The sequence below is a fragment of the Stenotrophomonas sp. YJH_SMC_43 genome (assembly GCF_059372535.1).
On sequence record NZ_JCAFVQ010000002.1, the window covers coordinates 1,133,171 to 1,155,029 of the forward strand.

22 protein-coding genes are annotated in these 21,859 nt (G+C 67.3%); 16 read left to right on the forward strand and 6 right to left on the reverse strand.

Annotated features, from left to right (window positions below; translation table 11 throughout):
• Window positions 1–70 precede the first annotated feature (70 nt).
• Window positions 71–637 (forward strand): TetR/AcrR family transcriptional regulator, encoded by a 567-nt coding sequence (locus tag AC5QAH_RS11740; RefSeq protein ID WP_049453152.1) that lies wholly within the window; start codon window positions 71–73, stop codon window positions 635–637.
• A gap of 31 nt (window positions 638–668) precedes the next feature.
• Here AC5QAH_RS11740 and AC5QAH_RS11745 read toward each other — a convergent pair whose 3' ends face one another.
• Window positions 669–1,028, reverse strand: coding sequence for a response regulator (locus AC5QAH_RS11745; RefSeq protein WP_049453150.1), 360 nt, complete (start codon window positions 1,026–1,028; stop codon window positions 669–671).
• The gene (locus AC5QAH_RS11750; RefSeq protein WP_425531760.1) at window positions 1,018–2,181 is read right to left on the reverse strand and encodes a two-component system sensor histidine kinase NtrB; all 1,164 of its coding nucleotides are present in this window, start codon (window positions 2,179–2,181) and stop codon (window positions 1,018–1,020) included. Before AC5QAH_RS11750 ends, AC5QAH_RS11745 begins: the two co-directional genes overlap by 11 nt.
• 150 nt (window positions 2,182–2,331) lie before the next feature.
• Here AC5QAH_RS11750 and AC5QAH_RS11755 point away from each other — a divergent pair, with 150 nt between their 5' ends.
• The 5 genes from AC5QAH_RS11755 to AC5QAH_RS11775 all read left to right on the forward strand — a co-directional run bounded on the left by AC5QAH_RS11755 (window position 2,332) and on the right by AC5QAH_RS11775 (window position 8,471).
• The gene (locus AC5QAH_RS11755) at window positions 2,332–5,433 is read left to right on the forward strand and encodes a response regulator (protein ID WP_049453146.1); all 3,102 of its coding nucleotides are present in this window, start codon (window positions 2,332–2,334) and stop codon (window positions 5,431–5,433) included.
• Complete coding sequence (locus tag AC5QAH_RS11760) at window positions 5,430–6,254, forward strand: CheR family methyltransferase (protein ID WP_010482611.1); 825 nt, start codon at window positions 5,430–5,432, stop codon at window positions 6,252–6,254. The genes AC5QAH_RS11755 and AC5QAH_RS11760 overlap by 4 nt, the downstream gene beginning before the upstream one ends.
• Window positions 6,254–6,829: a chemotaxis protein CheB gene (locus tag AC5QAH_RS11765; protein WP_049449145.1), complete on the forward strand. Its 576-nt coding sequence runs from the start codon at window positions 6,254–6,256 to the stop codon at window positions 6,827–6,829. Before AC5QAH_RS11760 ends, AC5QAH_RS11765 begins: the two co-directional genes overlap by 1 nt.
• Entirely contained in the window at window positions 6,826–7,959 is a 1,134-nt protein-coding gene (locus tag AC5QAH_RS11770; RefSeq protein ID WP_010482609.1) for a hybrid sensor histidine kinase/response regulator, read from the forward strand. The genes AC5QAH_RS11765 and AC5QAH_RS11770 overlap by 4 nt, the downstream gene beginning before the upstream one ends.
• A gap of 83 nt (window positions 7,960–8,042) precedes the next feature.
• Window positions 8,043–8,471, forward strand: coding sequence for a BLUF domain-containing protein (locus AC5QAH_RS11775; protein ID WP_010482608.1), 429 nt, complete (start codon window positions 8,043–8,045; stop codon window positions 8,469–8,471).
• Between the two features lie 3 nt (window positions 8,472–8,474).
• Here AC5QAH_RS11775 and AC5QAH_RS11780 read toward each other — a convergent pair whose 3' ends face one another.
• On the reverse strand, window positions 8,475–8,795 hold the full coding sequence (locus AC5QAH_RS11780) for an ArsR/SmtB family transcription factor (RefSeq protein WP_019338489.1): 321 nt from the start codon (window positions 8,793–8,795) through the stop codon (window positions 8,475–8,477).
• An 86-nt stretch (window positions 8,796–8,881) separates the two neighbouring features.
• Between AC5QAH_RS11780 and AC5QAH_RS11785 the strand changes: the two genes are divergently transcribed.
• From AC5QAH_RS11785 to AC5QAH_RS11795, 3 genes are all read left to right on the forward strand, one after another.
• Window positions 8,882–9,319, forward strand: coding sequence for a YeeE/YedE family protein (locus tag AC5QAH_RS11785; protein WP_049483264.1), 438 nt, complete (start codon window positions 8,882–8,884; stop codon window positions 9,317–9,319).
• On the forward strand, window positions 9,316–9,729 hold the full coding sequence (locus AC5QAH_RS11790; protein WP_049453142.1) for a DUF6691 family protein: 414 nt from the start codon (window positions 9,316–9,318) through the stop codon (window positions 9,727–9,729). The genes AC5QAH_RS11785 and AC5QAH_RS11790 overlap by 4 nt, the downstream gene beginning before the upstream one ends.
• Before the next feature lie 67 nt (window positions 9,730–9,796).
• Window positions 9,797–10,849, forward strand: coding sequence for a linear amide C-N hydrolase (locus AC5QAH_RS11795; protein ID WP_019338492.1), 1,053 nt, complete (start codon window positions 9,797–9,799; stop codon window positions 10,847–10,849).
• On the opposite strand, the gene AC5QAH_RS11800 is transcribed toward AC5QAH_RS11795, so the two are convergent.
• On the reverse strand, window positions 10,846–11,625 hold the full coding sequence (locus tag AC5QAH_RS11800) for a DUF6491 family protein (RefSeq protein ID WP_099560677.1): 780 nt from the start codon (window positions 11,623–11,625) through the stop codon (window positions 10,846–10,848). The genes AC5QAH_RS11795 and AC5QAH_RS11800 overlap by 4 nt on opposite strands.
• Window positions 11,626–11,706: 81 nt before the next feature.
• Between AC5QAH_RS11800 and AC5QAH_RS11805 the strand changes: the two genes are divergently transcribed.
• Window positions 11,707–12,402, forward strand: coding sequence for a helix-turn-helix transcriptional regulator (locus AC5QAH_RS11805; protein WP_010482600.1), 696 nt, complete (start codon window positions 11,707–11,709; stop codon window positions 12,400–12,402).
• A gap of 166 nt (window positions 12,403–12,568) precedes the next feature.
• Window positions 12,569–13,519, forward strand: a complete 951-nt coding sequence (locus AC5QAH_RS11810; protein WP_049453138.1) for an EamA family transporter — start codon at window positions 12,569–12,571, stop codon at window positions 13,517–13,519.
• Between the two features lie 9 nt (window positions 13,520–13,528).
• Here the strand turns inward: AC5QAH_RS11810 and AC5QAH_RS11815 are convergent, their stop codons facing one another.
• Window positions 13,529–13,849: a hypothetical protein gene (locus AC5QAH_RS11815; RefSeq protein ID WP_162489810.1), complete on the reverse strand. Its 321-nt coding sequence runs from the start codon at window positions 13,847–13,849 to the stop codon at window positions 13,529–13,531.
• Window positions 13,850–13,876: 27 nt separating this feature from the next.
• Between AC5QAH_RS11815 and thrA the strand changes: the two genes are divergently transcribed.
• The 3 genes from thrA to thrC are packed head-to-tail and all read left to right on the forward strand — an operon-like array spanning window position 13,877 to window position 18,611.
• A complete protein-coding gene (thrA, locus tag AC5QAH_RS11820) occupies window positions 13,877–16,381 on the forward strand; it encodes a bifunctional aspartate kinase/homoserine dehydrogenase I (protein WP_049453135.1) in 2,505 nt (834 codons plus the stop codon).
• Window positions 16,378–17,292: a homoserine kinase gene (locus tag AC5QAH_RS11825; RefSeq protein WP_043397198.1), complete on the forward strand. Its 915-nt coding sequence runs from the start codon at window positions 16,378–16,380 to the stop codon at window positions 17,290–17,292. Before thrA ends, AC5QAH_RS11825 begins: the two co-directional genes overlap by 4 nt.
• A 29-nt stretch (window positions 17,293–17,321) precedes the next feature.
• Window positions 17,322–18,611: a threonine synthase gene (thrC, locus tag AC5QAH_RS11830; protein WP_049453133.1), complete on the forward strand. Its 1,290-nt coding sequence runs from the start codon at window positions 17,322–17,324 to the stop codon at window positions 18,609–18,611.
• A gap of 129 nt (window positions 18,612–18,740) precedes the next feature.
• Here the strand turns inward: thrC and AC5QAH_RS11835 are convergent, their stop codons facing one another.
• Window positions 18,741–19,493: a Crp/Fnr family transcriptional regulator gene (locus tag AC5QAH_RS11835; RefSeq protein WP_043397202.1), complete on the reverse strand. Its 753-nt coding sequence runs from the start codon at window positions 19,491–19,493 to the stop codon at window positions 18,741–18,743.
• 126 nt (window positions 19,494–19,619) lie between these two features.
• Between AC5QAH_RS11835 and hisS the strand changes: the two genes are divergently transcribed.
• On the forward strand, window positions 19,620–21,014 hold the full coding sequence (gene hisS, locus AC5QAH_RS11840) for a histidine--tRNA ligase (RefSeq protein WP_049453131.1): 1,395 nt from the start codon (window positions 19,620–19,622) through the stop codon (window positions 21,012–21,014).
• A gap of 519 nt (window positions 21,015–21,533) precedes the next feature.
• The gene (locus AC5QAH_RS11845; protein ID WP_167345309.1) at window positions 21,534–21,842 is read left to right on the forward strand and encodes a YerC/YecD family TrpR-related protein; all 309 of its coding nucleotides are present in this window, start codon (window positions 21,534–21,536) and stop codon (window positions 21,840–21,842) included.
• The last annotated feature ends 17 nt before the right edge of the window (window positions 21,843–21,859 follow it).

Sequence of the window (21,859 nt, forward strand, 5' to 3'; positions counted from 1 at the left end):
CATCCGTGATTCAGTTTATTAATTGATGATTCATGCTAGCGTGAGGGTGAACCCACACCTCAGCGCTTTCATGCGACCTGCCGCAGCACGCACCCGCCGCGACCTGCACCACGCCCTGGCAGCCACCCTGGTCAGCCATCCGCGCTGCACGCTCAGCGAACTGGCGCAGGGGGCAGGCATCAGCCGGGCCACGCTGTATCGGTTTGCACCAACACGTGAAGCGATAGACGAAGCACTGTTCGCCGCAGGCTTCGAGCGTCTGGAAGCGGCGGCGGTCTGGTTCGACGAGGGCGGTGATGCACGCCACGTGCTGGAGCAGGTCACCGCCACGCTGCTGGCGGACTGGGAACTGGTGACGCTGCTGTTCGCGCGGATGATGGAAGAGCAGCAGCGCCAAGGCGACCTGCATCTGCTGCCGGAGCGCTGGGCGCCGATCGGCGAGCGCTTCGAGGCCTTTTTCCTGCGTGGTCAGGCGGCCGGAGAGTTCAACGTCGGTTTCACCGCAGTGTGGCTCGCGGACTTCTACTGGACGTGTTTCTACGGCATCACCTGGTCACTCGCACGTGGTCGGCTGGCGCCGGCCGCGGCGGCCTCCACGCTGCTCGCGTCGTTCCAGCGGGGGGCGATGAAGGATTGACCGCAGGGGCTTGCGGCCGGGGCGCCGTGGCTTACGCCTGCTTCAGCAGCTGCACCAGCTGGCGCAGCCGATACGGCTTGGGCAGGAACTCCACCTGTTCCGGCAGCGGCGGCAGCTGCGAGCGCGCATAACCGGACGACAGGATCATCCGAGCCTGCGGTTGCTCGCGCGCCACATGCTCGCTCAGCTCGATGCCGGACATGCCGTTGGGCATGCTGACGTCGCTGAACACCACGTCGAAACGTGCTTCGCCCTTCAGCAGGGCGGCGGCCTCATGCGCGTCGGCGGTCGTGGCCACATCGATGCCAAGGTCGCGCAGCGCCAGCCCGATCATCTCACGCAGATCGGTCTGGTCCTCCACCATCAGTACGCGGATCGGTTCATCGGTCATCGGTTGCATCCTCTGTTGCGGGGAGTAGCAGGCTGACCGTGGTGCCGACACCGGGGGTGGTGGACACATCGACGAAGCCGCCGCTCTGGGTAGTGAATCCGAACACCTGGCTCAGGCCCAGGCCGCTGCCCTTGCCGATGTCCTTGGTGGTGAAGAAGGGCTCGCTGGCCCGCTCGGCGATGTCGGCGGCCATGCCGTGGCCTTCGTCGCAGACGCTGAGGGTGACATAGCCGCGTTGCAGCGTGGTGTCCGCATCCGGGTCGAGGCGATGTTCCAGTGCGGTGCCGATCAGGATGCGGCCGCCATCGGCGGTGGCCTCCACGGCATTGGCCACCAGGTTTGCCAGGGCGGTCTGCAGCTGCATCGCATCGGTGCTCACCTGCGGCAGGCCGGGGGTGAGATGGGCATCCAGCGTCACCGTGGGCGGGCAGGCGCGTTGCAGGTCCGGCAGCCCTTGCAGTACCAGGGCATTGATGTCCAGTGGCTCGCGGATCAGCGTCTGGCCGGTGCTGAACGCCAGCAACTGGCGGGTCAACAGCGCGCCGCGGTCGGTGGCTGCCTGTGCAGCATCCAGCAGCTCGGCGGCACGCGCATCGTCACCGCTTACACGCAGTGAGAGCAGGTCCAGCGCGTTGCCGATGGTGGTCAGCAGGTTGTTGAATTCGTGTGAAAGGCCGCGGCTGAGGCGGCCGACGGTTTCGAACTGCTGGGTGTTGCGCAGCGCACGCTGGGCGTCGCGCAGCAGTCGTTGTGCCTGCCACTGCTCGGTGATGTCGCGGGTGATCTTGACGAAGCCGAGCAGCTCGCCTGCCTCGACGACCGGCTCGATGACCACGCTGGCACGGAACGAGGAGCCATCGCGACGTACCCGCCACCCTTCACTGGCAACGTGGCCATGTTGAGCTGCATGGCGGAGCAGGCGCTGCGGTTCACCTGCCTCACGATCGGCAGCCAGATAGAAACGGCCAAAGTGCGTGCCTATCACTTCATCGGCTGAATAGCCCTTGATGCGCTCCGCGCCCGGGTTCCAGCTGCAGACCATGCCATCAGGATCAAGCAGGTACAGCGCATGGTCGCGCACGCTGTCGATCAGCAGTCGCAGTTGGCGGGAAGTGTCCGTCAGCACGGACGTCGTAGAGGCGGCAGCGTCCACGTGGAAATGAGCATTACCCCTGGGAGGGACGTGAAGCTAGGCAGTGCAGTGTGAAGAGTGTGTAGAGGCATGGCACGTGCCATTCGTACTGTGCGGCTGAATACGACACGGGGTACCATCTCCCACCTTTATTTGCTGGAACCGACCTGCATGCGTCCTGGTGCGACCACGCGTGACCGCTGGATCTGGATGACCTCCGCCGTGCTGCTGGGGGCGACCATCGCCCTGGAGCTGGTGGTTCCACTGGGCTATGCCGTCTGGCTCGCCTATTTCCTGGCGGTGGGCGTCACGGTGTTCCAGCGTAGTGCACGCGCGCCGTTCATCGTGGCTGTGCTCGCCTGCGTCCTGCTGGTCATCGGGTTCAACATCGCCCCGGCCAGCTCGAATTCGGCGTTCTCGCTGGTCAACCGAAGCATCGGCGGCTGTGCGTTCCTGATGATCGCGCTGATCGTTTCCCGCGCGATCCAGGCACGCCGGGATGCAATGCGGGCGTTGTGGCTGCAGGAGGCCGAAAACGCGGTGGCGATGAGCCTACGCGGCGACCTCGGTCCCGAGCAGATCGCCGAGGCCGCGGCAACCAGCCTGGGGGCCCAGCTACAGGCGGATGTCGCCGCCGTCTACCGCCTGGAAGGGGGGCGACTGCAGCTGACCGGTGGCCTGGCATTGCCGTCCGGCATGCCGGCGTCGCTGGCATTGCAGGAGGGCGTGGCCGGGCAGGTGGCGCGGGACGAACGCATCCGCCACCTGCACGGGGGTGACGATTCGGTGCTTGAGCTGCAGACCAGCCTGGGGCGCTTGCCGGTGCGCGAGCGCATCCTGGCGCCGATCAGCAGCGATGGTGCGGTCGTGGGCATCGTTGAACTGGGACGCACCCGCGCCGGCGAACAGGATCGACTCGATGTCGAGCTGCTGGAGCGCTGTGCAGAGACCATCGGCATGGCGCTGCGCGCATCACTGCTGCGTGCACAGTTGGTGGTGCTGCTGGAGGAATCCCAGCGCCAGGGCGAGGAGCTGCAGGCCCAGCAGGAAGAGCTGCGCGTGGCCAATGAGGAACTGGAAGAGCAGAGCCGCAGCCTGCTGCAGTCGCAGAGCCATCTGGAAGAACAGCAGGCCGAGCTGGAACAGAGCAACGTCCAGCTGGAAGAGCGCACCCACGAGCTGGAGGCGCAGAAGCAGGCGCTGCTGGTCGCGCAGAGCCAGCTGGTGCGCAACAGCAACGAACTGGCCGCCACCTCGCGCTACAAGTCCGAGTTCCTGGCCAACATGTCGCATGAACTGCGTACGCCGCTGAACAGCTCGCTGATCCTGGCCAAGCTGCTGGCCGACAACAAGGACGGCACGCTCACCGAAGAACAGGTGAAGTATGCGCGCGCGATCCTGTCGTCCAACAACGACCTGCTGTCGCTGATCAATGACATCCTGGACCTGTCGCGCATCGAGGCCGGCCACGTCGAGCTGGCCGATGAAGTGGTGGTGACGGACAGCGTGCTGCAGCGCCTGCGCGAGACCTTCGAGCCGATGGCGCGGCAGAAGGGCCTGGCCCTGCAGATCGAGGCCGATGCGCTGGCGCCGAGCCAGCTGGTGGTCGACAGCCAGCGCCTGCAGCAGATTCTGAAGAACCTGCTGGCCAATGCGGTGAAGTTCACCGAGCATGGAAAGGTCAGCCTGCACGTGCGTGCGGGCGGCCAGGGCCGCATCCGGTTCGAGGTCTGCGACAGCGGTATCGGCATTGCTCGCGAGCAGTTGCAGGTCATCTTCGAGGCGTTCCGCCAGGCCGATGGCAGCACCCGCCGCCGCTACGGTGGCACCGGCCTGGGGCTGTCGATCTCGCGCGATCTGGCCGAGCGCATGGGCGGCAGCATCCAGGTCGACAGTGAACCGGGCCGCGGCAGCTGCTTCATCCTGGAACTGCCGTTGCAGGGTGCGCCCGCATCGAACGCCACTGACATCTCTGCGGCGCCCGTGGCGGCGCCCGCCACGGCCACTGTGCCGGCGATGCCGGTACCTGCAGCGGCCGCGGTGGCGCCGACCACGACGGTGCCCAGCGTGGCCGATGACCGCGGTCGTCGCCAACGCGCTGGCCGCTTGATCCTGGCCGTTGAGGACGACGCCACGTTCGCCGAAGCACTGGTGGCCCTGGCCCATGAACTGGACTTTGACTGCGTGGTGGCCGGGACCGCCGAAGAGGCGCTGACCCTGGCCAGCGAATTGCGCCCGAACGGCATCCTGCTCGATATCGGCCTGCCGGACGTGTCCGGCCTGAGCGTACTGGAGCGCCTGAAGCGCAACCCCGATACCCGGCATATCCCGGTGCACGTGGTCTCGGCGATGGATCGCAGCCAGGTGGCGCGCGAGCTGGGCGCGATTGGTTTCGCGATCAAGCCGACCACGCGCGAGCGTCTGGTGTCGGCCATCGAGCAGCTGGAGCAGACCAGCCAGCGCGACGTGCGGCGTCTGCTGATCGTCGAGGACGACAGTGAGCTGCGCCACAACCTGGAACTGCTGCTGGGCCGTGATCAGCTGCAGATTGTCGCGGTGGGCACTCTGGCCGGTGCGCTGGAGCAGCTGAGCACGGTCACCTTCGACTGCATGGTGATGGACCTGTCTCTGCCTGACGGCAGTGGTTACGACCTGCTCGAGCACATGGCCGGCAACGATGATGTCGGCTTCCCGCCAGTGATCGTCTACACCGGCCGTGCGCTCAACCGCGAGGAAGAGCAGCGCCTGCGCCGCTACTCCAAGAGCATCATCATCAAGGGCGCGCGCTCGCCCGAGCGCCTGCTGGATGAAGTGACCCTGTTCCTGCACAGCGTGGAGGCCAGCCTGCCGACCGACCAGCAGCGCCTGCTGCGCGAGGCACGCCGCCGTGACACCGTGCTCGATGGACGCACCGTGCTGCTGGCCGAGGATGACGTGCGCAACATCTTCGCGCTGTCCAGCGTGCTCGAGCCGCTGGGCGTGACGCTGGAGATCGCGCGCAACGGCCAGGAAGCGGTGGATCGCCTGGCCGAGCGCGACGTCGACCTGGTGCTGATGGACATCATGATGCCGGAGAAGGATGGCCTGGCCGCGATGCGCGAGATCCGCGCGCAGCGTCACCTGCAGGACCTGCCGATCATCGCGTTGACTGCCAAGGCAATGCCCGATGATCGTGAGCGCTGCCTGCAGGCCGGTGCCAACGACTACATCGCCAAGCCCATCGACGTCGACAAGCTGGTCTCGCTGTGCCGGGTCTGGTGCTCGCGGCAATGAACGAACAGGCCCTGTTCGACCTGGAACTGAAGGTCCTGCTGGAGGCGCTGTACCAGCGTTACCACTACGATTTCCGCAGCTATGCGGTGTCATCGCTGCGCCGGCGCATGCGCCAGGCGATGCAGCGCTACGAGTGCGAACGGCTGGTCGACCTGCAGTACCGGCTGCTGCACGAGCCGGAACTGTTCGCCCAGGCCATGCAGTTCTTCACCGTGCAGGTCTCGGAGATGTTCCGTGACCCTGCGTACTTCCGTGAGCTGCGCGAGCAGGTGGTGCCGGTACTGCGCACCTATCCCTCGGTGAAGTTGTGGGTGGCCGGTTGCAGCACCGGCGAGGAAGTGTGGTCGCTGGCGATCCTGCTGCACGAAGAGGGCCTGCTTGATCGCAGCATCGTCTATGCCACCGACATCAATCCGGCCGCGCTGGCCACCGCCGAGGCGGGCGCCTATGGCATCGACCGGATGGCCCAGTTCAGCCGCAACTACCTGGCCGCCGGCGGCACGGCGTCGCTGTCCGACTACTACGCCACCGCCTACGATGGTGCGGTGTTCGACCGCCAGCTGCGTCGCAACGTGGTGTTCGCCGACCACAGCCTGGCTACCGATACCGTGTTCTCCGAAGTGCACCTGGTGTCGTGCCGCAACGTGCTGATCTATTTCAACCGCGATCTGCAGGACCGCGCCGTCGGCCTGTTCCGCGAAGCGCTGGTGCACCGTGGCTTCCTTGGCCTGGGCAGCAAGGAGTCGCTGCAGTTTGGGTGCCACCATGACGCCTTCGATGTCTGTTCGCGCGAGCATCGCCTGTACCGGAAGGTGGCCTGATGGCGTTGCCGGCGCGTCCAGCCGTGCTGGTGATCGGCGCGTCCGCCGGTGGCGTGGCCGCCTTGCAGGCGGTACTTGGTGCACTGCCGGGTACGCTGCCCGTACCGGTACTGGCCGTGCTGCACCTGCCGCGTGACCGTGCCAGCCGCATCGCCGAGGTGCTGGCGCCGTACTGCGCGTTGCCGGTGCGCGAAGCCGAAGACAAGCAGCCGTTGCAGCCGGGCACGGTGACGTTCGCGCCGCCGGATTACCACCTGCTGGTGGAGGACGAGGGATCGGTGGCGTTGTCGGTGGATGCGCCGGTGCTGTTTTCCCGTCCGGCCATCGATCCACTGTTCGACTCCGCTGCTGCAGTGTTCGGCGGGCAGGTATTGGCCCTGCTGCTGACCGGTGCCAGCAGCGATGGCAGTGAAGGCGTGGCTGCGGTGCGCGCCGCCGGTGGCCGTGCCTGGCTGCAATGTCCCGAGGAGGCCGAGGCGTCGATGATGCCGGCTTCCGCCCTGCAGCATGCCGGCGCCGATGCCGTGCTGCCCCTTGAACTGATGTGTCGCCGCCTGAAGGAGTTGTTTGCATGAACCTGTTGCCACCGGACCCTGCGCAGCCGCAGACCCCGGTCAACCTGCTGATCGTCGATGACGTGCCGCAGAACCTGGTAGCCATGCAGGCCCTGCTGCAGCGAGAAGGGGTCAACCTGCTGCTGGCCGGCTCGGGTGCGCAGGCGCTGGAGTTGCTGCTCGAGCACGAGGTGGCATTGGCCCTGCTTGACGTGCACATGCCGGAGATCGATGGCTTCACCCTGGCCGAACTGATGCGCGGTTCGCATCGCAGCCGCGACGTGCCGATCATCTTCCTGACCGCCTCCCCGGATGATCCCCTGCGCGTGTTCAAGGGCTACGAGAGCGGCGCGGTCGATTTCCTGCACAAGCCGGTGGCGCCACAGGTGATCCTGAGCAAGGTCAATGTCTTCATCGAGCTGTACCAGCAGCGGCAGCTGCTGAAGGCGCGCAACGAGGCGCTGGAACGCGCGCTCAAGCTCAACGAAACGATGGCCGCGGTACTGACCCACGACCTGCGCACGCCGCTGTCGGCCATCCTGCTGTGTGCCGACAAGCTGGCGCTGGATCTTCCCGAAGACAACACTGGCGCGCAGCAGACGCTGCAGTACCTGGAGGCCAGCACCCTGCGCATGGCACGCATGGTCGAGCAGTTGCTGGACTTCTCGCGGATCCGCAGCGGTGGCCTGCGCCTGCAGGCCAGTGCCTGCGACCTGGCCGACGTGACCCGCGCGGTGGTGGCTGAGGCGGGCAGTGCGCATGGGGCAGGCCGGATTCATCTGGACATGCACGGTGATACGCGGCTGCAGGGCGATCTGGACCGTCTCGGCCAGGTTGCCGCCAACCTGGTCGGTAATGCGCTGACCCACGGCAGCGAGGCGAGGGTGGAGGTGGACGGGCGCGACCCCCGCAGCGTGCTGTTGCGTGTGAGCAACGCCGGCCGGATCGACGACGCGCTGCTGCCGCGGTTGTTCGAGCCGTTCAAGGCCAGCTTCCACCAGAGCAAGGGCCTGGGGCTGGGTCTGTACATCGTCGATCAGTTCGTGCGCGCGCATGGGGGGCGTATCGCCGCGCGCAACGAGGCCGGGCAGGTGGTCTTCGAAGCCCTGCTGCCAAGGCGCGTCGAGGGGCTGCCTGCAGCAGCAACCTGAATTCTTCAGGAAACGCCCGCGGGTGTTGAGACGGACTCGTCCGCAACTGCTACCGTGGGTGTACATCCTGTCAAGGAAGCACCATGCCACTGCGTGCCATCGCCTATGTCAGCCAGGCGCTGCCGGATCTTTCCGCTGAACGGTTGCGGGCGCTGGTCGACGATGCAGCCCGCTTCAACAAGATGGCGGGCGTGACCGGTGTGCTGCTGCATGACGGCGGGCGATTCCTGCAGTACATCGAGGGGCCGCCGGACGGTATCGATTCGGTCTATGAGCGCATCCTGCAGGCCGGCAGCCATGTCGACATCATCGAGCTGGCGCGCGGCCGCCTCGGCCAGCGCCAGTTTCCGTACTGGTCGATGCGCGCGTTGCCGGTGGAAGAGGCGCTGCTGCGCCAGCTGTCATCCAGCGACTGGTCGGGTTTTACCCGTGCCCTCCAGGGCGATCGTTCCGCGCCGACGCCGGTGGATCTGCTCGACAACGTCGTGCAGCCAGTCCTGCACGCCGGCTGAGCGTCAACGCGAGGTGCCGCCGCAGTAGGCGGCATGCAGCGCCTGCAGCACGCCCAGTGCGGGCCCTTCAATCACGCGGTAGTGGATCGCCTGCGCTTCGCGCCGGGTCGCGACGATGTCCAGTTCGCGCAGCACCGCCAGATGCTGTGACAGCGCTGATGCGCTGAGTCCGGTCAGTGCCTGCAGTTCCGGCACCGGCGCCTCACCTTCGACCAGGCGGCATAACACACGCAGCCGCGCAGGATGGGCCAGGCTCTTGAGCAGGGCTGCAGCCTGCGAGGCGTGCTCGGCCATGGCGGCGCTGTCGAGCGGGGGGCGGGCCATGGTTGACCTGTGGATTTAGAAAAAGCTAATTTAGAAAAAGCTAAATAAAAAGGCAAGCGAATGTACGGTATGGGCGGAGGCAGGTCATGACCCTGCCGTGGGCCGCGGTGGCGGGGGGCGCGTTGATCGGTGCGGCGGCGGTGGTGCTGCTGGCAACCACGGGCCGGGTGGCCGGCATCAGTGGCATCGCTGCTGGCAGTGTGCGTGCCGCGCCAGGTGAGCGAGGTTGGCGTTGGGCGTTCCTGCTCGGCCTGCTGGCTGCTGCAGGGTTGGTGATGTGGTGGCAGGCCGCGCCAGGGCAAGCGCCCCGCGCCCTGCTGCGTGATGCCTTGCCGGCGTGGCAGCTGGTCGGTGCCGGCCTGCTGGTCGGCTTCGGTACGCGGTTGGGCAATGGCTGCACCAGTGGTCACGGGGTCTGCGGCCTGGCCCGCGGCTCAAAGCGGTCGCTGCTGGCGGTGCTGGTGTTCATGGCCTGCGCGATGCTGACCACGTTCCTGATCCGTCACGGCGGAGGCTTGGCATGAGCCGCGCGATGGTGGCCGCCGGTGCGGCAGGCGCGCTTTTCGGCGCAGGCCTGGCGTTGGCCGGCATGACCGATCCGCGCCGCATCCTCGGTTTCCTCGACATCGCCGGCGATTTCGATCCCACCTTGGCCTGGGTGCTGGCCTCTGCACTGCTGGTCAGCGCGGGTGGCCACCGCTGGGTGCTGCGGCGCGCGCGTCCGTCCTGCGCAACGCGCTTCCAGTTGCCCGCTGCGCGCGGTGTCGATCTGCGCCTGGTGCTGGGCGCGGCGTTGTTCGGCATCGGCTGGGGCTGGGCAGGCTATTGCCCGGGCCCTGCCATCGCCGGGCTGGCGGTGGGATCGCGCGAGGCGCTGTGGTTCGTGCCGGCGATGCTTGCAGGTTTCTGGCTGCACGATCGCGCAGTCCGCTGAGGCTTCACCGCTGTGTCACCCTGCATGGGGTCATATCCATGGATCACGGGGAAAGGAGCGCAACGACATGGCACGGATGAAGTGGAAGGAAAAGGCACTGCTTGCGGTCGCATTGGCCGCCGCAGCAGCACCAGCGCTGGCCTGCACGCGTGCGGTGTACCTGGGCGACAACGGCGATGTGATCACCGCGCGCTCGATGGACTGGAAGGTCGATGTGGCGACCAACCTCTACATACTGCCGCGCGGCATTGCCCGCACCGGTCAGGCCGGCCCGAAGTCGTTGGCCTGGACCGCGCGCTACGGTTCGGTGGTGGCCACCGGCTACGACGTGTCGACCACCGATGGCATGAACGAAAAGGGCCTGGTGGCCAACCTGCTGTGGCTGGTCGAGTCGGAGTATCCACAGCAGCGTGGCAACAAACCGGGCCTGGCGATTTCGTTGTGGGCACAGTACGTGCTGGACAACTTCGCTACGGTGGAGGAGGCAGTGGCAGCGCTGAAGCGTGAGCCGTACTCCATCGTCACCGACAAGGTGCCCGGCGAGGATCGGCAGGCAACACTGCATCTTTCACTGTCCGATGCCAGCGGCGACAGCGCCATCGTCGAGTACATCGGCGGTCGCCAGGTGATACACCATGACCGGCGCTATCAGGTGATGACCAACTCGCCGATCTTCGAGCAGCAGCTGGCCCTCAACAGTTACTGGCAGCAGATCGGCGGCACGGTGATGCTGCCGGGTACCAACCGCTCCGCTGACCGCTTCGCGCGCGCCTCGTTCTACATCAACGCCATTCCCAAGGCCGAGGATCCGGTGGTGGCGCTGGCCAGTGTGTTCAGCGTGATCCGCAACACCTCGGTGCCGTACGGCATCACCACGCCGGGCGAGCCGAACATCTCATCCACACGCTGGCGCACCGTGGCTGACCACAAGCGGCGGCTGTACTTCTTCGAATCGGCGCTGACCCCGAACACCTTCTGGGTCGATCTGAACAAGGTCGATTTCGGCGGCAAGGTGCTCAAGCTCGATCTCGGCCCGGACCAGCGCAACACCTTCGCTGGCGATGCACTGGGTCACTTCGTGCCCAGCGCACCGTTCACCTTCCTCGGCGTCGACGGTTAGTTCGACGCCTGGCTGGAGGCCGGGTAGACCGCCTGGATCGCGCAGCTGCCGCGGGTGTACTGCGGCAGCGGGGCGATGCTCTCACTGCGCAGATCGTCTGTCTCGAACTCGGCAGCCATGATCCGATCGCCAGGATTGCCGCAGATCAAGCCATTCTGCAGGCCCGAGTGGAAGCTCAGCTGCGGCGCGCGGTCGAGCTGGCGGCAGTGGCTGCCGAGTTCGACCCGGTAGTAGCGATGGCCACCATTTCGGTGCGGATTGGTCTCCACCAGCATGCCCTGCGGGTCGGAGGACCAGGCGCGCACGTTGCGCGTGGCAAAGCAGTAGGACGGTGAGCCGCCGAAGCTGCGGCGTACCTCCTTGCGTTCGCGGATGGTCACGGCGGGCAGGGTGGCCGTGCGCAGGCGGTCGCTGTCGCGGGCGACACTGGCGTAGTCACGATCCTGCAGCGGGGTGACCGCGCTGATGGCGCATCGGCGGCCGTCGACCACGACGCGTTCGCTGGGGCGGCCGCAGGCCCAGCCGGCGGGGGCTTCCAGTTTCAACGAGGTGGCACCGCGGACGCCGGGGCAATCTTCGTTGAAGTCGATCCGATAGGCCTGGCCGGAGGCGGCGCGCAGTGCGATCGAGCGCGGTGAAGCCTGCTCCACTTCCTGTACGCCGACAGCGTCCATGCAGTGCGGAGCCGGTGGCGTACGCTCCTGTGCGGAGGCCGAAGCTGCGAGCATCAGGCCGAGGCTGGTGGCGAGCACCAGGGACACCTGCTGATGGGTCATGTCCTGCACTCCCTGCGTTGGATGACGGATCGACTATAGCAGCGGTTTGCACGGCCGTTGTTACACGCGCACACTGCACGGATGGGCGCGATCTTCCATCTGCGGCACTACGGGCAGGCCACTGGCCTGGACCGCCATGACTACGCGCAGTGGGTGCTGCCGCTGCAGGGTGAGCTGCAGTTCGAGATGGAGGGGCGCGGCGGTCGGCTGGACCTGCTGCAGGGAGCTTTCGTTGCTGCCGGCGAAGCGCATGACCAGATGGCTGACGGTCCCAATGGGTTCGTGATCGTTGACTGTCCTCCGGGCGTGCTCGATGACGGCACGCAGGAGCATCTGTGCCGGCAGCGCTGGCTGCATCTGCCGCTGGCATTGCGTCGGCGCCTGGCCGAGGTGCAGGCAGGGCAGCCGATGCCGGCGCTGCTGCCGCAGTTGCTGCAGGTATTTGCACCTGCTGGCAGTGGCGCGCGCATGCAGGGCCTGTGTGCGGCGGTGCAGGCCGACCCCGGGCGTGCGTGGCCGGTGGCGCGCATGGCTGCGTTCGTCGGGGTCAGCGAGAGCCGGTTGCACGCGCTGTTCCAGCAGGAGTTCGGGCTCAGCCCGCAAGCCTGGCTCAGTGCGTGCCGGTTGCGCTGGGCCAAGCATCGGTTGCGCACCAGCACGGCGCCGATCAGCGATATCGCGCTGGCCGCAGGCTATTCCGAGCAGAGCGCACTGACCCGTGCGCTGCGCCGCGAGTGTGGCCAGACCCCGGCCGCGTGGCGCAGGAGCGCCGGCTGATCTGTAGAGCCGAGCCCACGCTCGGCTGCCCTTATCTGCACAAGGGCGAATCGCAGCCGAGCATGGGCTCGGCCCTACAGAGGTGACAAGGCAGTAGCCTCGGTCAAGAGCGCCCACCGGCCAGCGCTTACACTGCGCGGCCCGTTCTCTCCCCCGAAGAACCCGAATGCGCAACAACCCGATGGCCCTGGGCATCGCCAATGGCGTTGCCGCCGGCGCACTGTGGGGCGTGGTTTTCCTCGCGCCCGCCGTGCTGCAGTCGTTCAACGCCCTGCAACTGTCGGCCGGTCGCTATCTGGTCTACGGCCTGATCGCCGTAGCCCTGCTGCTGCCGCGATGGAGGCGGCTGGCGCCGCGGCTGGGCCGCGCCGAATGGATCGGCCTGCTGTGGCTGAGCCTGGCCGGGAACCTCGTGTATTTCCTGTTGCTGGCCACGGCGGTGCAGTGGGCCGGTGGCGCGGCGGCGTCCTTGATTGTCGGCCTGATTCCGGTGGTGGTCACCCTGGTTGGCGTGCGCGAGCAGGGGGCGGTGCCGCTGAGGCAGCTGCTGCCGGCACTGGGCCTGTGCGTGCTCGGCGTGGCCCTGGTTGGCTGGGAAGCACTGATGTCCGAGCACCTGGCAACTCCGTGGCGGCAGCGCCTGATCGGCCTGCTGTGTGCGTTTGGGGCGCTGTTCTCGTGGGCGCTGTACTCGATCGGCAACAGCCGCTGGCTGGCGCGCCGACCGGATCTGTCCAGCCACGACTGGTCGCTGCTGACCGGTGTGACGACCGGCGGCCTGGCCTTGCTGCTGGTGCCGATGGCCTTCATCGGTCACACCGGCGGGCATACAGCCGCACAGTGGAGTGGTTTCTGGGCGATCAGCGCCGGTGTGGCAGTGGTGGCCTCGATCCTTGGCAACGCATTCTGGAACCGCGCCAGCCGCCTGCTGCCACTGACCCTGACCGGCCAGATGATCGTGTTCGAGACTTTGTTCGCGCTGCTTTATGCCTTCGCCTGGCAGCAGCGCTGGCCGACGCTGCTGGAGGCGCTGGCCATCGTGTTGCTGCTGTCCGGCGTGATGCGGTGCGCGCATGCCCACCGCACGCCGCGGGCGATCGCCGAACATGCCGGCTGAATGCGCTCGTCAAGCGTGCTGATGCCGGCTTGGTCTCAGATGCAACCAAATGCCCGCACGTTGGCCGATGATCGCCGCAATGGTTTTTTGCATCGCAGCACTTGACAGCCGCCCGGCGCGCAGTGTTTTCTGTACGCCATGGTTCTTGATGCCGCCCACGCCAGCCTGATCGCCCCCGCCACCGCGGGCCGTTCGACTGCGCCGGTCGCCACCACCACCATTACCACCACCACCGTCACCACTGCCCTGGTGCGGCCCGTCGTCTTCGTGTAACTCCCGAAAACCACGGCCCCGCACCATACAGGTGGCGGGGAAACTCGACACCTGCATGCGACGGGGCCTCCTGCCGAGGTCTGCATGTCTTCCCACGCCCCCGCTCATCCCGTTGCCCAGGCCGATCTGGCTGCACCGTCCACTGTCGTGCACAAGTTCGGTGGCACCTCGGTGGCTGATGCCGAACGTTACCGCCATGTTGCCGGCCTGCTGCTGGCCCGTCCCGAATCGCTGCAGGTCACTGTCGTCTCGGCGATGAAGGGCGTCACCGATGCCTTGATTGAACTGGCCCAACTGGCGGCCAAGGGTGATGAAAGCTGGCGTGAAGCCTGGCATGCGCTGCGCGCGCGACATCGCGGCGCTGCCGTGGCGCTGTTGGGCGAGCAGGTGGGCGAGACGGTCGAATGGATCGACGCCCGCTTTGATCAGCTGGCCGAAGTGCTGGCCGCGCTGGCGGTGATCGGTGAACTGCCGCGCGAGGTCCTGGACCGCGTGCAGGGCCTGGGCGAAGTGTTCTCCGCGCAGCTGCTTGGCACCCACCTGCGGGCGTTGGGCGAAGAGTGTGCGGTGCTCGATGCGCGTGATGTGCTGGTGGTCGGGCACGGTGAACTGGGCGTGGATGTCGACTGGGAAGCCAGTGCCGACCGCCTGGCCAAGTGGCGTCTGCAGCACCCGCAATCGCGCCTGGTTGCCACCGGATTCGTCGCGCGTGATCGCGATGACCGTATCACCACCCTCGGCCGCAACGGCAGCGATTACTCCGGCGCGATCTTCGCCGCGCTGTTCAACGCCGATGAACTGCACATCTGGACCGATGTTGACGGCGTGCTGTCGGCCGACCCGCGGCTGGTGCCCGAGGCGGTGCAGCTGGAGTCACTGAGCTACGACGAGGCCTGCGAGCTGGCTTATTTCGGCGCCAAGGTGGTGCACCCGCAGACGATGTCGCCGGCGATCCGCCTGGGCCTGCCGATCTTCATCCGCAACACGTTCCAGCCGGCGCATCCGGGTACGCGCATCAGTGCCGAGCGCTCGCCGCGCGGGCCAGTGAAGGGCCTGACCCTGAGCCCCGGGCTGGCCCTGCTGAACCTGGAAGGCACCGGCCTGATCGGTGTACCCGGTACGGCCGAGCGTGTGTTCGCGGCCCTGCGCCAGGCACAGGTGTCGGTGGTGATGATCTCGCAGGGTTCGTCGGAGCATTCGATCTGCTGCGTGGTGCGTGCTGCTGAAGCGGCGCGTGGCCGCGAGGCGCTGCTGCACGCGTTCGCGCACGAATTGTCGGTGGGTCAGGTGCAGCGCGTGCAGGTCAGTGAGGGCGTCAGCGTACTGGCGGCGGTCGGTGACGGCATGGCCGGCCAGCCGGGTGTGGCCGCACGCCTGTTCGAGGCACTGGGGCGTGCGCAGGTGAACATCCTGGCGATCGCACAGGGTTCGTCCGAACGCAACATCTCGGTCGCGGTGGACAGCGCCGATGCCACCCGCGCGCTGCGCGCGGCGCATGCCGGTTTCTGGCTGTCGCCGCAGACCTTCGCGGTCGGTGTGATCGGGCCGGGCAATGTCGGTGCCGCACTGCTGGACCAGCTGCTGGCGGCCCGCCCGCAGCTGCTGGCCAAGGCCAATGTCGACCTGCGCCTGCGTGCACTGGCCTCACGCTCGCGCATGCGGTTGGAAGTGGACGGCCTGCACGCCGACTGGCGGGAGGCTCTGCAGGACGCCGGCGAGTGCAGCGATCTGGATCGCTTCACCGAACACCTGCTGGCCGCGCACCTGCCGCATGCGGTGGTGATCGACTGCAGCGGCAGCGCCGAGGTGGCCGAGCGCTACGAGGGCTGGCTGGCGGCCGGCATCCATGTGGTCACCCCGAACAAGCAGGCCGGGGCCGGGCCGCTGCCGCGCTACCAGCGCATCCGCGCCGCGGCGGCGGCAAGTGGCGCACGCTTCCGCTACGAGGCTACGGTGGGTGCAGGCCTGCCGGTGATCACCACGCTGCGTGACCTGGTTGATACCGGTGATGAAGTGCTGGCCATCGAGGGCATCTTCTCCGGCACGCTGGCCTGGCTGTTCAATCGCTTCGATGGCAGCCAGCCGTTCTCGCAGCTGGTCGCGCAGGCGCGGTCGATGGGCTACACCGAGCCGGACCCGCGCGATGATCTTTCGGGCGTGGACGTGGCACGCAAGCTGGTGATCCTGGCCCGCGAAGCCGGCCACGCACTCAGCCTGGAACAGGTACAGGTGGAAAGCCTGGTGCCGGCGCTACTGCGCGAGGGCAGCGTGGATGACTTCATGGCGCGGCTGGGCGAGTCCGATGCCAGCCTGCTTCAGCGCCTGCAGGACGCGCGGGCGCGTGGCGCGGTGCTGCGCTACGTGGCACAACTGGGTGCCGACGGCGCCTCGGTGGGCCTGCAGGAACTGCCCGCCGACCACGCCTTCGCCAATCTGCGGCTGACCGACAACGTGGTGCAGTTCCGTACCCGCCGTTACTGCGACAATCCGTTGGTGGTGCAGGGGCCGGGGGCCGGTCCGGAAGTCACAGCGGCCGGTGTGTTCGCCGATCTGCTGCGGGTGGCCGCCGGCGAAGGAGCGCGCCTGTGATCGCACGTGCGTTCGCGCCTGCCTCGGTGGCCAACGTGGCGGTGGGTTTCGACATTCTTGGTCATGCCATCGCCGGTGTTGGCGATACCGTGAGCGTGCGCCGCATCGATGAACCGGTGGTGCGCATCGATGCGATACGTGGCAGTGCGGTCGAGCTGCCACTGGATGCGGCTGGTAACACCGCAGGTGCTGCGCTGATGTCGCTTCGCGCAGGGCTGGCCCTGGACTTCGGATTCGCGGTGGAGATCGACAAGGGCATTCCGTTCGGCTCCGGCATGGGCGGTTCGGCAGCGTCGTGCGTCGCTGCGCTGGTCGCCGCCAATGCACTGCTGGATGCGCCGCTGACGCGCGAGGCGCTGTATCCATTTGCGCTGGATGGCGAGGCGGTGGCCAGTGGTGGCCGTCACGGTGACAACGTGGGGCCATTGCTGCTGGGCGGGCTTGCACTGTGCACGGCCGACCGCCTGCTGCCGATTCCGGTACCGGCTACCTGGCACAGCCTGCTGGTGCATCCGCACGCGGTACTGGAAACACGCCGCGCACGCCAGGCGCTGCAGGGCAGCTATGCGCTGGGTGAATTCGTGGCACAGAGTGCGAACCTTGCGCTGGTACTCAGTGGCTGCCATCGCAGCGACGCCGCGCTGGTCCGCGCAGGCCTGCGTGATGTGCTGGTGGAGCCTCGCCGCGCCGGCCTGATTGCGGGCTTCGAGGCCGCACGCGATGCGGCGCTGTCTGCGCATGCGATGGGCGCGGGCATTTCGGGCGCTGGCCCCAGCGTGTTCGCCTGGTTCGAGGACGCCGACCAGGCCCGCGCCGCTGCCGCACCGGTGCAGGCGGCATTCGCCGCCGCCGGTTTCGACAGCGATGCCTGGGTGTCGCCGCTGGATGCACCGGGAGCCCGCTTGTGCTGAATCCTTCCCCTTTACTGGATACCCAACCCATGCAATTTGTTTCGACCCGCGGCCAGTCCCCGTCCGTCGGCCTCAGTGCGGCGATCGCTGCAGGATTGGCGCCCGATGGTGGGCTGTATGTTCCGCAGGTGCTGCCGGCGCCACGTGAGCTGCAGGCCGGCGCAACGCTGGCCGATACCGCCGCCGATCTGCTGGCACCGTTCTTCGCAGGTGATGCTCTGGAGGCAGCGCTGCCTTCGATCTGCCGCGAGGCGTTCGACTTCCCGGTGCCACTGCGTGCACTCGGCGACGGCGACCATGTGCTGGAGCTGTTCCATGGGCCGACGGCGGCGTTCAAGGATATCGGTGCGCGTTTCCTGGCCGGAACACTTTCGCGGCTGCAGGCCGGCAAGGACCGCGACCTGAGCATTGTTGTCGCCACCTCTGGCGATACCGGTGCTGCAGTGGCGGCGGCGTTCCATCGCCAGCCGGGCGTGCGCGTGGTGGTGCTGTATCCGGATGGCCGCGTGTCACCGCGCCAGGCGCACCAGCTCGGTTGTTTCGGCGACAACATCCAGGCGCTGCGCGTGGCCGGTGCTTTCGACGACTGCCAGGCCATGGTCAAGCAGGCGCTGGCTGACCGCGAACTACAGGCACAGGTGCCGCTGAGCTCGGCCAACAGCATCAGCCTGGGCCGCCTGCTGCCGCAGATGAGTTATTACGCGCATGCGGCACTGACCCATCATGCTGAAACCCGTCGCCGGCTCAACCTGGTGGTGCCGACCGGCAACCTTGGCAACGCAATGGCTGCGGTGCTGGCGCGTGCGCTGGGTGTGCCGATCGGACAGATCGTGCTGGCCACCAATGCCAATGCGGTACTGCCAGCGTACTTCAGCGGCGGCGACTACCAGCCGCAGGCCAGTGTGGCCACCGTGGCCAATGCAATGGACGTAGGGGCGCCAAGCAACTTCGAACGCCTGCGCTGGCTTTACCACGGAGATGATGCCGAGCTGCGCGCTGCGTTCCGTGCGTTCGCGGTGGACGACGTGACCATCCGCGCCACGATTGCCGCAGCGTATGCGAGCCGCGGCGAACTGTTCTGCCCGCACACGGCGACGGCGGTGAAGGTGCTGCAGGATCTGCGCGCGCGTGGTGCCAAGGGTGACTGGGCGGTGGTGGCTACCGCCCATCCGGCCAAGTTCGAGGCTGTGGTCGAACCGTTGATCGGCGAACCCGTGGCCGTGCCGCCTGCATTGGATGTGTTGTTGCAGCGGCCGGCGCACGCCGAACCGTTGGCCGCCGATTACGCGGCGTTGCGTGAGGTGTTGGCTCCCATGTAGAGCCGAGCCATGCTCGGCTGCTGTTCGCGCACGGCGCGATGAGTCGAGCATGGCTCGACTCTACAATGCCCTTCGCGCAACACGGGTAGTGCCGGCCGCTGGCCGGCAACCCCACCAACCGCGATGCGGTCAGATCAACCCTTCACCGGCCAGCGTGCGCAGCCCGTCCTCGTCGAGGATCTCCACCACGTTCAGGTGGGGCAGGGCGATCAGCCCCTGCTGGCGCAGCTTGGTGAAGGTGCGGCTGACCGTTTCCATGGTCAGGCCCAGGTGGTCGGCGATGTCGCCGCGGCCCATTGGCAGCGACACACGCAGGCCGTCGCCACCCAGCTTGGCCTCGCGTGCAGCCAGGCGCAGCAGGAAATCGGCCAGTTTTTCGGCAGGCTGCAGGCGTGCGAGTGCCAGCGCAGCATCCTGTGCGGCATCCAGTTCCTGGCAGGCGCGCTGCAGCAGCTTGCGCTCCAGGTGCGGGAAGCGGCTGCGCAACGCCTTCATCTGTGGCAGCGCAACGCGGCATACCCGGCTGTCGGCGATGGCCTCGATGTCGTAGCGGTGGTGATCGCTGCCGCTCAGGCCCAGGTAGTCGCCGGGCAGCACGAAGCCGTTGATCTGGCGGCGGCCGTCGGCCAGGGTGCGCACCAGGCGCAGTGCGCCGCCGGTCAATGTATAGACATGGTCGCGCTCTTCACCGGTGCGGGCCAGCGTGCTGCCCATGCTGACCTGCTGCGATACGGTGACCTGTTCCAGCGCCTGCACTTCATCGGGCGACAGCGCCGAGCACACCGCAAGGTGGCGAACCGAGCAGTGCAGGCAGTCCAGCGTGGCGCAGGACGGCGAGGCGGGATCGTTGGTGGCGGGCGGAGCGCCGGAAGGCCGTGACATGGTGCGGGGGCGTATCGCGGGCGGGGAGGGCCTTATGATACTTCAAGCGGCCGTTCGACCTTGCCGGAGGCGGGGGCGCTAGAATGTCGCCCCCTCCCACGTCCCGTTCCAGCAGGAGTTCCGCCCGTGATCAAGCCCCGTACCCCGCCCGGCACCCTTGAACTGCTGCCGCGCGAGCAGATTGCGTTCCAGCGCATGCTGGATGTCATCCGCCGCAACTACGAGCGCTTCGGGTTCCTGCCGGTGGAGACGCCGGTGTTCGAGCTGTCCGACGTGCTGCTGACCAAGTCCGGTGGCGAGACCGAGCGCCAGGTGTATTTCGTGCAGTCCACCGGTGCGCTGGCCAACGCCGCCGAATCGGGTGATCGTTCGCTGCCGGAAATGGCGCTGCGCTTCGACCTGACCGTGCCGCTGGCGCGCTACGTGGCCGAGCACGAACACGAACTGACCTTCCCGTTCCGCCGTTACCAGATGCAGCGCGTGTACCGTGGCGAGCGTGCCCAGCGCGGCCGTTTCCGCGAGTTCTACCAGTGCGACATCGACGTGATCGGCAAGGACAGCCTGAGCGTGCGTTACGACGCCGAAGTGCTGGCGGTCATCCACGCGGTGTTCTCGGAACTGCGCATCGGTGACTTCAGCATCCAGCTGAACAACCGCAAGCTGATGCGCGGCTTCTTCGAAAGCCTGGGCGTGGCCGAAGGCGAGCGCCAGCTGGCGGTACTGCGCGAAGTGGACAAGCTGGACAAGCGCGGTGCCGATTACGTGCGCGAAACGCTGGTGGGCGAGGGCTTCGAGATTCCGGCCGAGCAGGTCGAGAAGATCCTGGCATTCGTGGCCGTGCGTTCGCAGGGTCATGCCGATGCGCTGGCGCACCTGGCCACGCTTGAAGCCGACGCCGGTTCTTCGGAGATCCTGCGTGCCGGTGTTGCTGAACTACGCGAAGTGCTGCAGCTGGTGCAGGCGCTGGGCGTGCCGGAAACCGCGTACTGCCTGAACTTCTCCATCGCGCGCGGCCTGGACTACTACACCGGCACCGTCTACGAGACCACGCTGACCGATCACCCGCAGATCGGCTCGATCTGCTCGGGCGGCCGCTACGAAGACCTGGCCAGCCACTACAGCAAGTCGAAGCTGCCGGGCGTGGGCATCTCCATCGGCCTGTCGCGCCTGTTCTGGCAGCTGCGCGAGGCCGGCCTGATCGACGGCATCGAAGCCAGCAGCGTGCAGGCGCTGGTGGCGCTGATGGACGAGCAGGGTATGCCGCAGTCGCTGGACATCGCGCGCCGCCTGCGCGCCGGTGGCATCAATACCGAAGTGCAGATGGAACCGAAGAAGATCGGCAAGCAGTTCCAGTACGCCGCCAAGGCCGGCATCCGCTTCGTGGTGCTGGCCGGTGAGGACGAACTGGCGCGCGGCGTGGTGGCGGTGAAGGACCTGCTGCGCGAGCAGCAGTTCGAAGTCTCCCGCGACGAGCTGGCCAGCACCCTGCAGGTCGAGCTGGAGCAGTCGAAGGTGATGTAACGGCCGGTTGGCCGCGCGCCAACACGCCACGAGAACGCCCACCACCCGGTGGGCGTTCTCGTTTCCGGGCCCCGGCCGTCCCGACAGCTCGCGGCCAACTGTCGAAGGCGGGGTGGGTCCGGTTGAGGGGCGTGAGCCGCATGGGCCCGAGGCATGCCTCGGGCGGGTTGGGCGGGATGCCCAGCCCCGGTCTTGCCGTGTGCGCAGGACAGCGCACACGAGCAAGCGGCGACCGAGCTACATGGGTGAGGGCGCTTTGCTTGCGAAGCACTGCTTCGCAAGCGCCCGAACGCACAGCCGCCAGCGGCTGGGCCGGGCCCCGGAGGGGTACTTGCAGCGTCCCCCTCGACCGGACCCGCCCCGGCAACCCTTGGGATGCCTTCTTTTGACGTAGACGTTGCCTCTGCGGGAGCAGGGCGCGGCCCTGCCGTACCCCAACCCAATCCACGATTTGACGCACTGCGCAAGAATGCGCTAATGTACTAACGCACTATTACATTGATGCATGGAAACGACCCCGTGAAAGCCCGCCCGGACATTGCCGCCAAAGACCCGAAGGCCGACCTGCAAGCCCTGGCCCGGGCCTTTGCCGCCCTGCGCGAGCCGGAGCAGGTGGAAGCGTTCCTGCGCGACCTGTGCACCCCCGCCGAGCTGGAAGCCATGGCCGACCGCTGGAAGGTGGTGCCGCTGCTGCAGCAGGGCGTGCCCTACCGCGAGATCCACGAGCGCACCGGGGTCAGCGTGACCACCACCGGACGAGTGGCACGCACGCTCGAGCATGGCCATCGAGGCTATGCCGCCGCCATCGACCGCCTTGCTTCGCGCTGACCCGCGCCCCGTTCCGA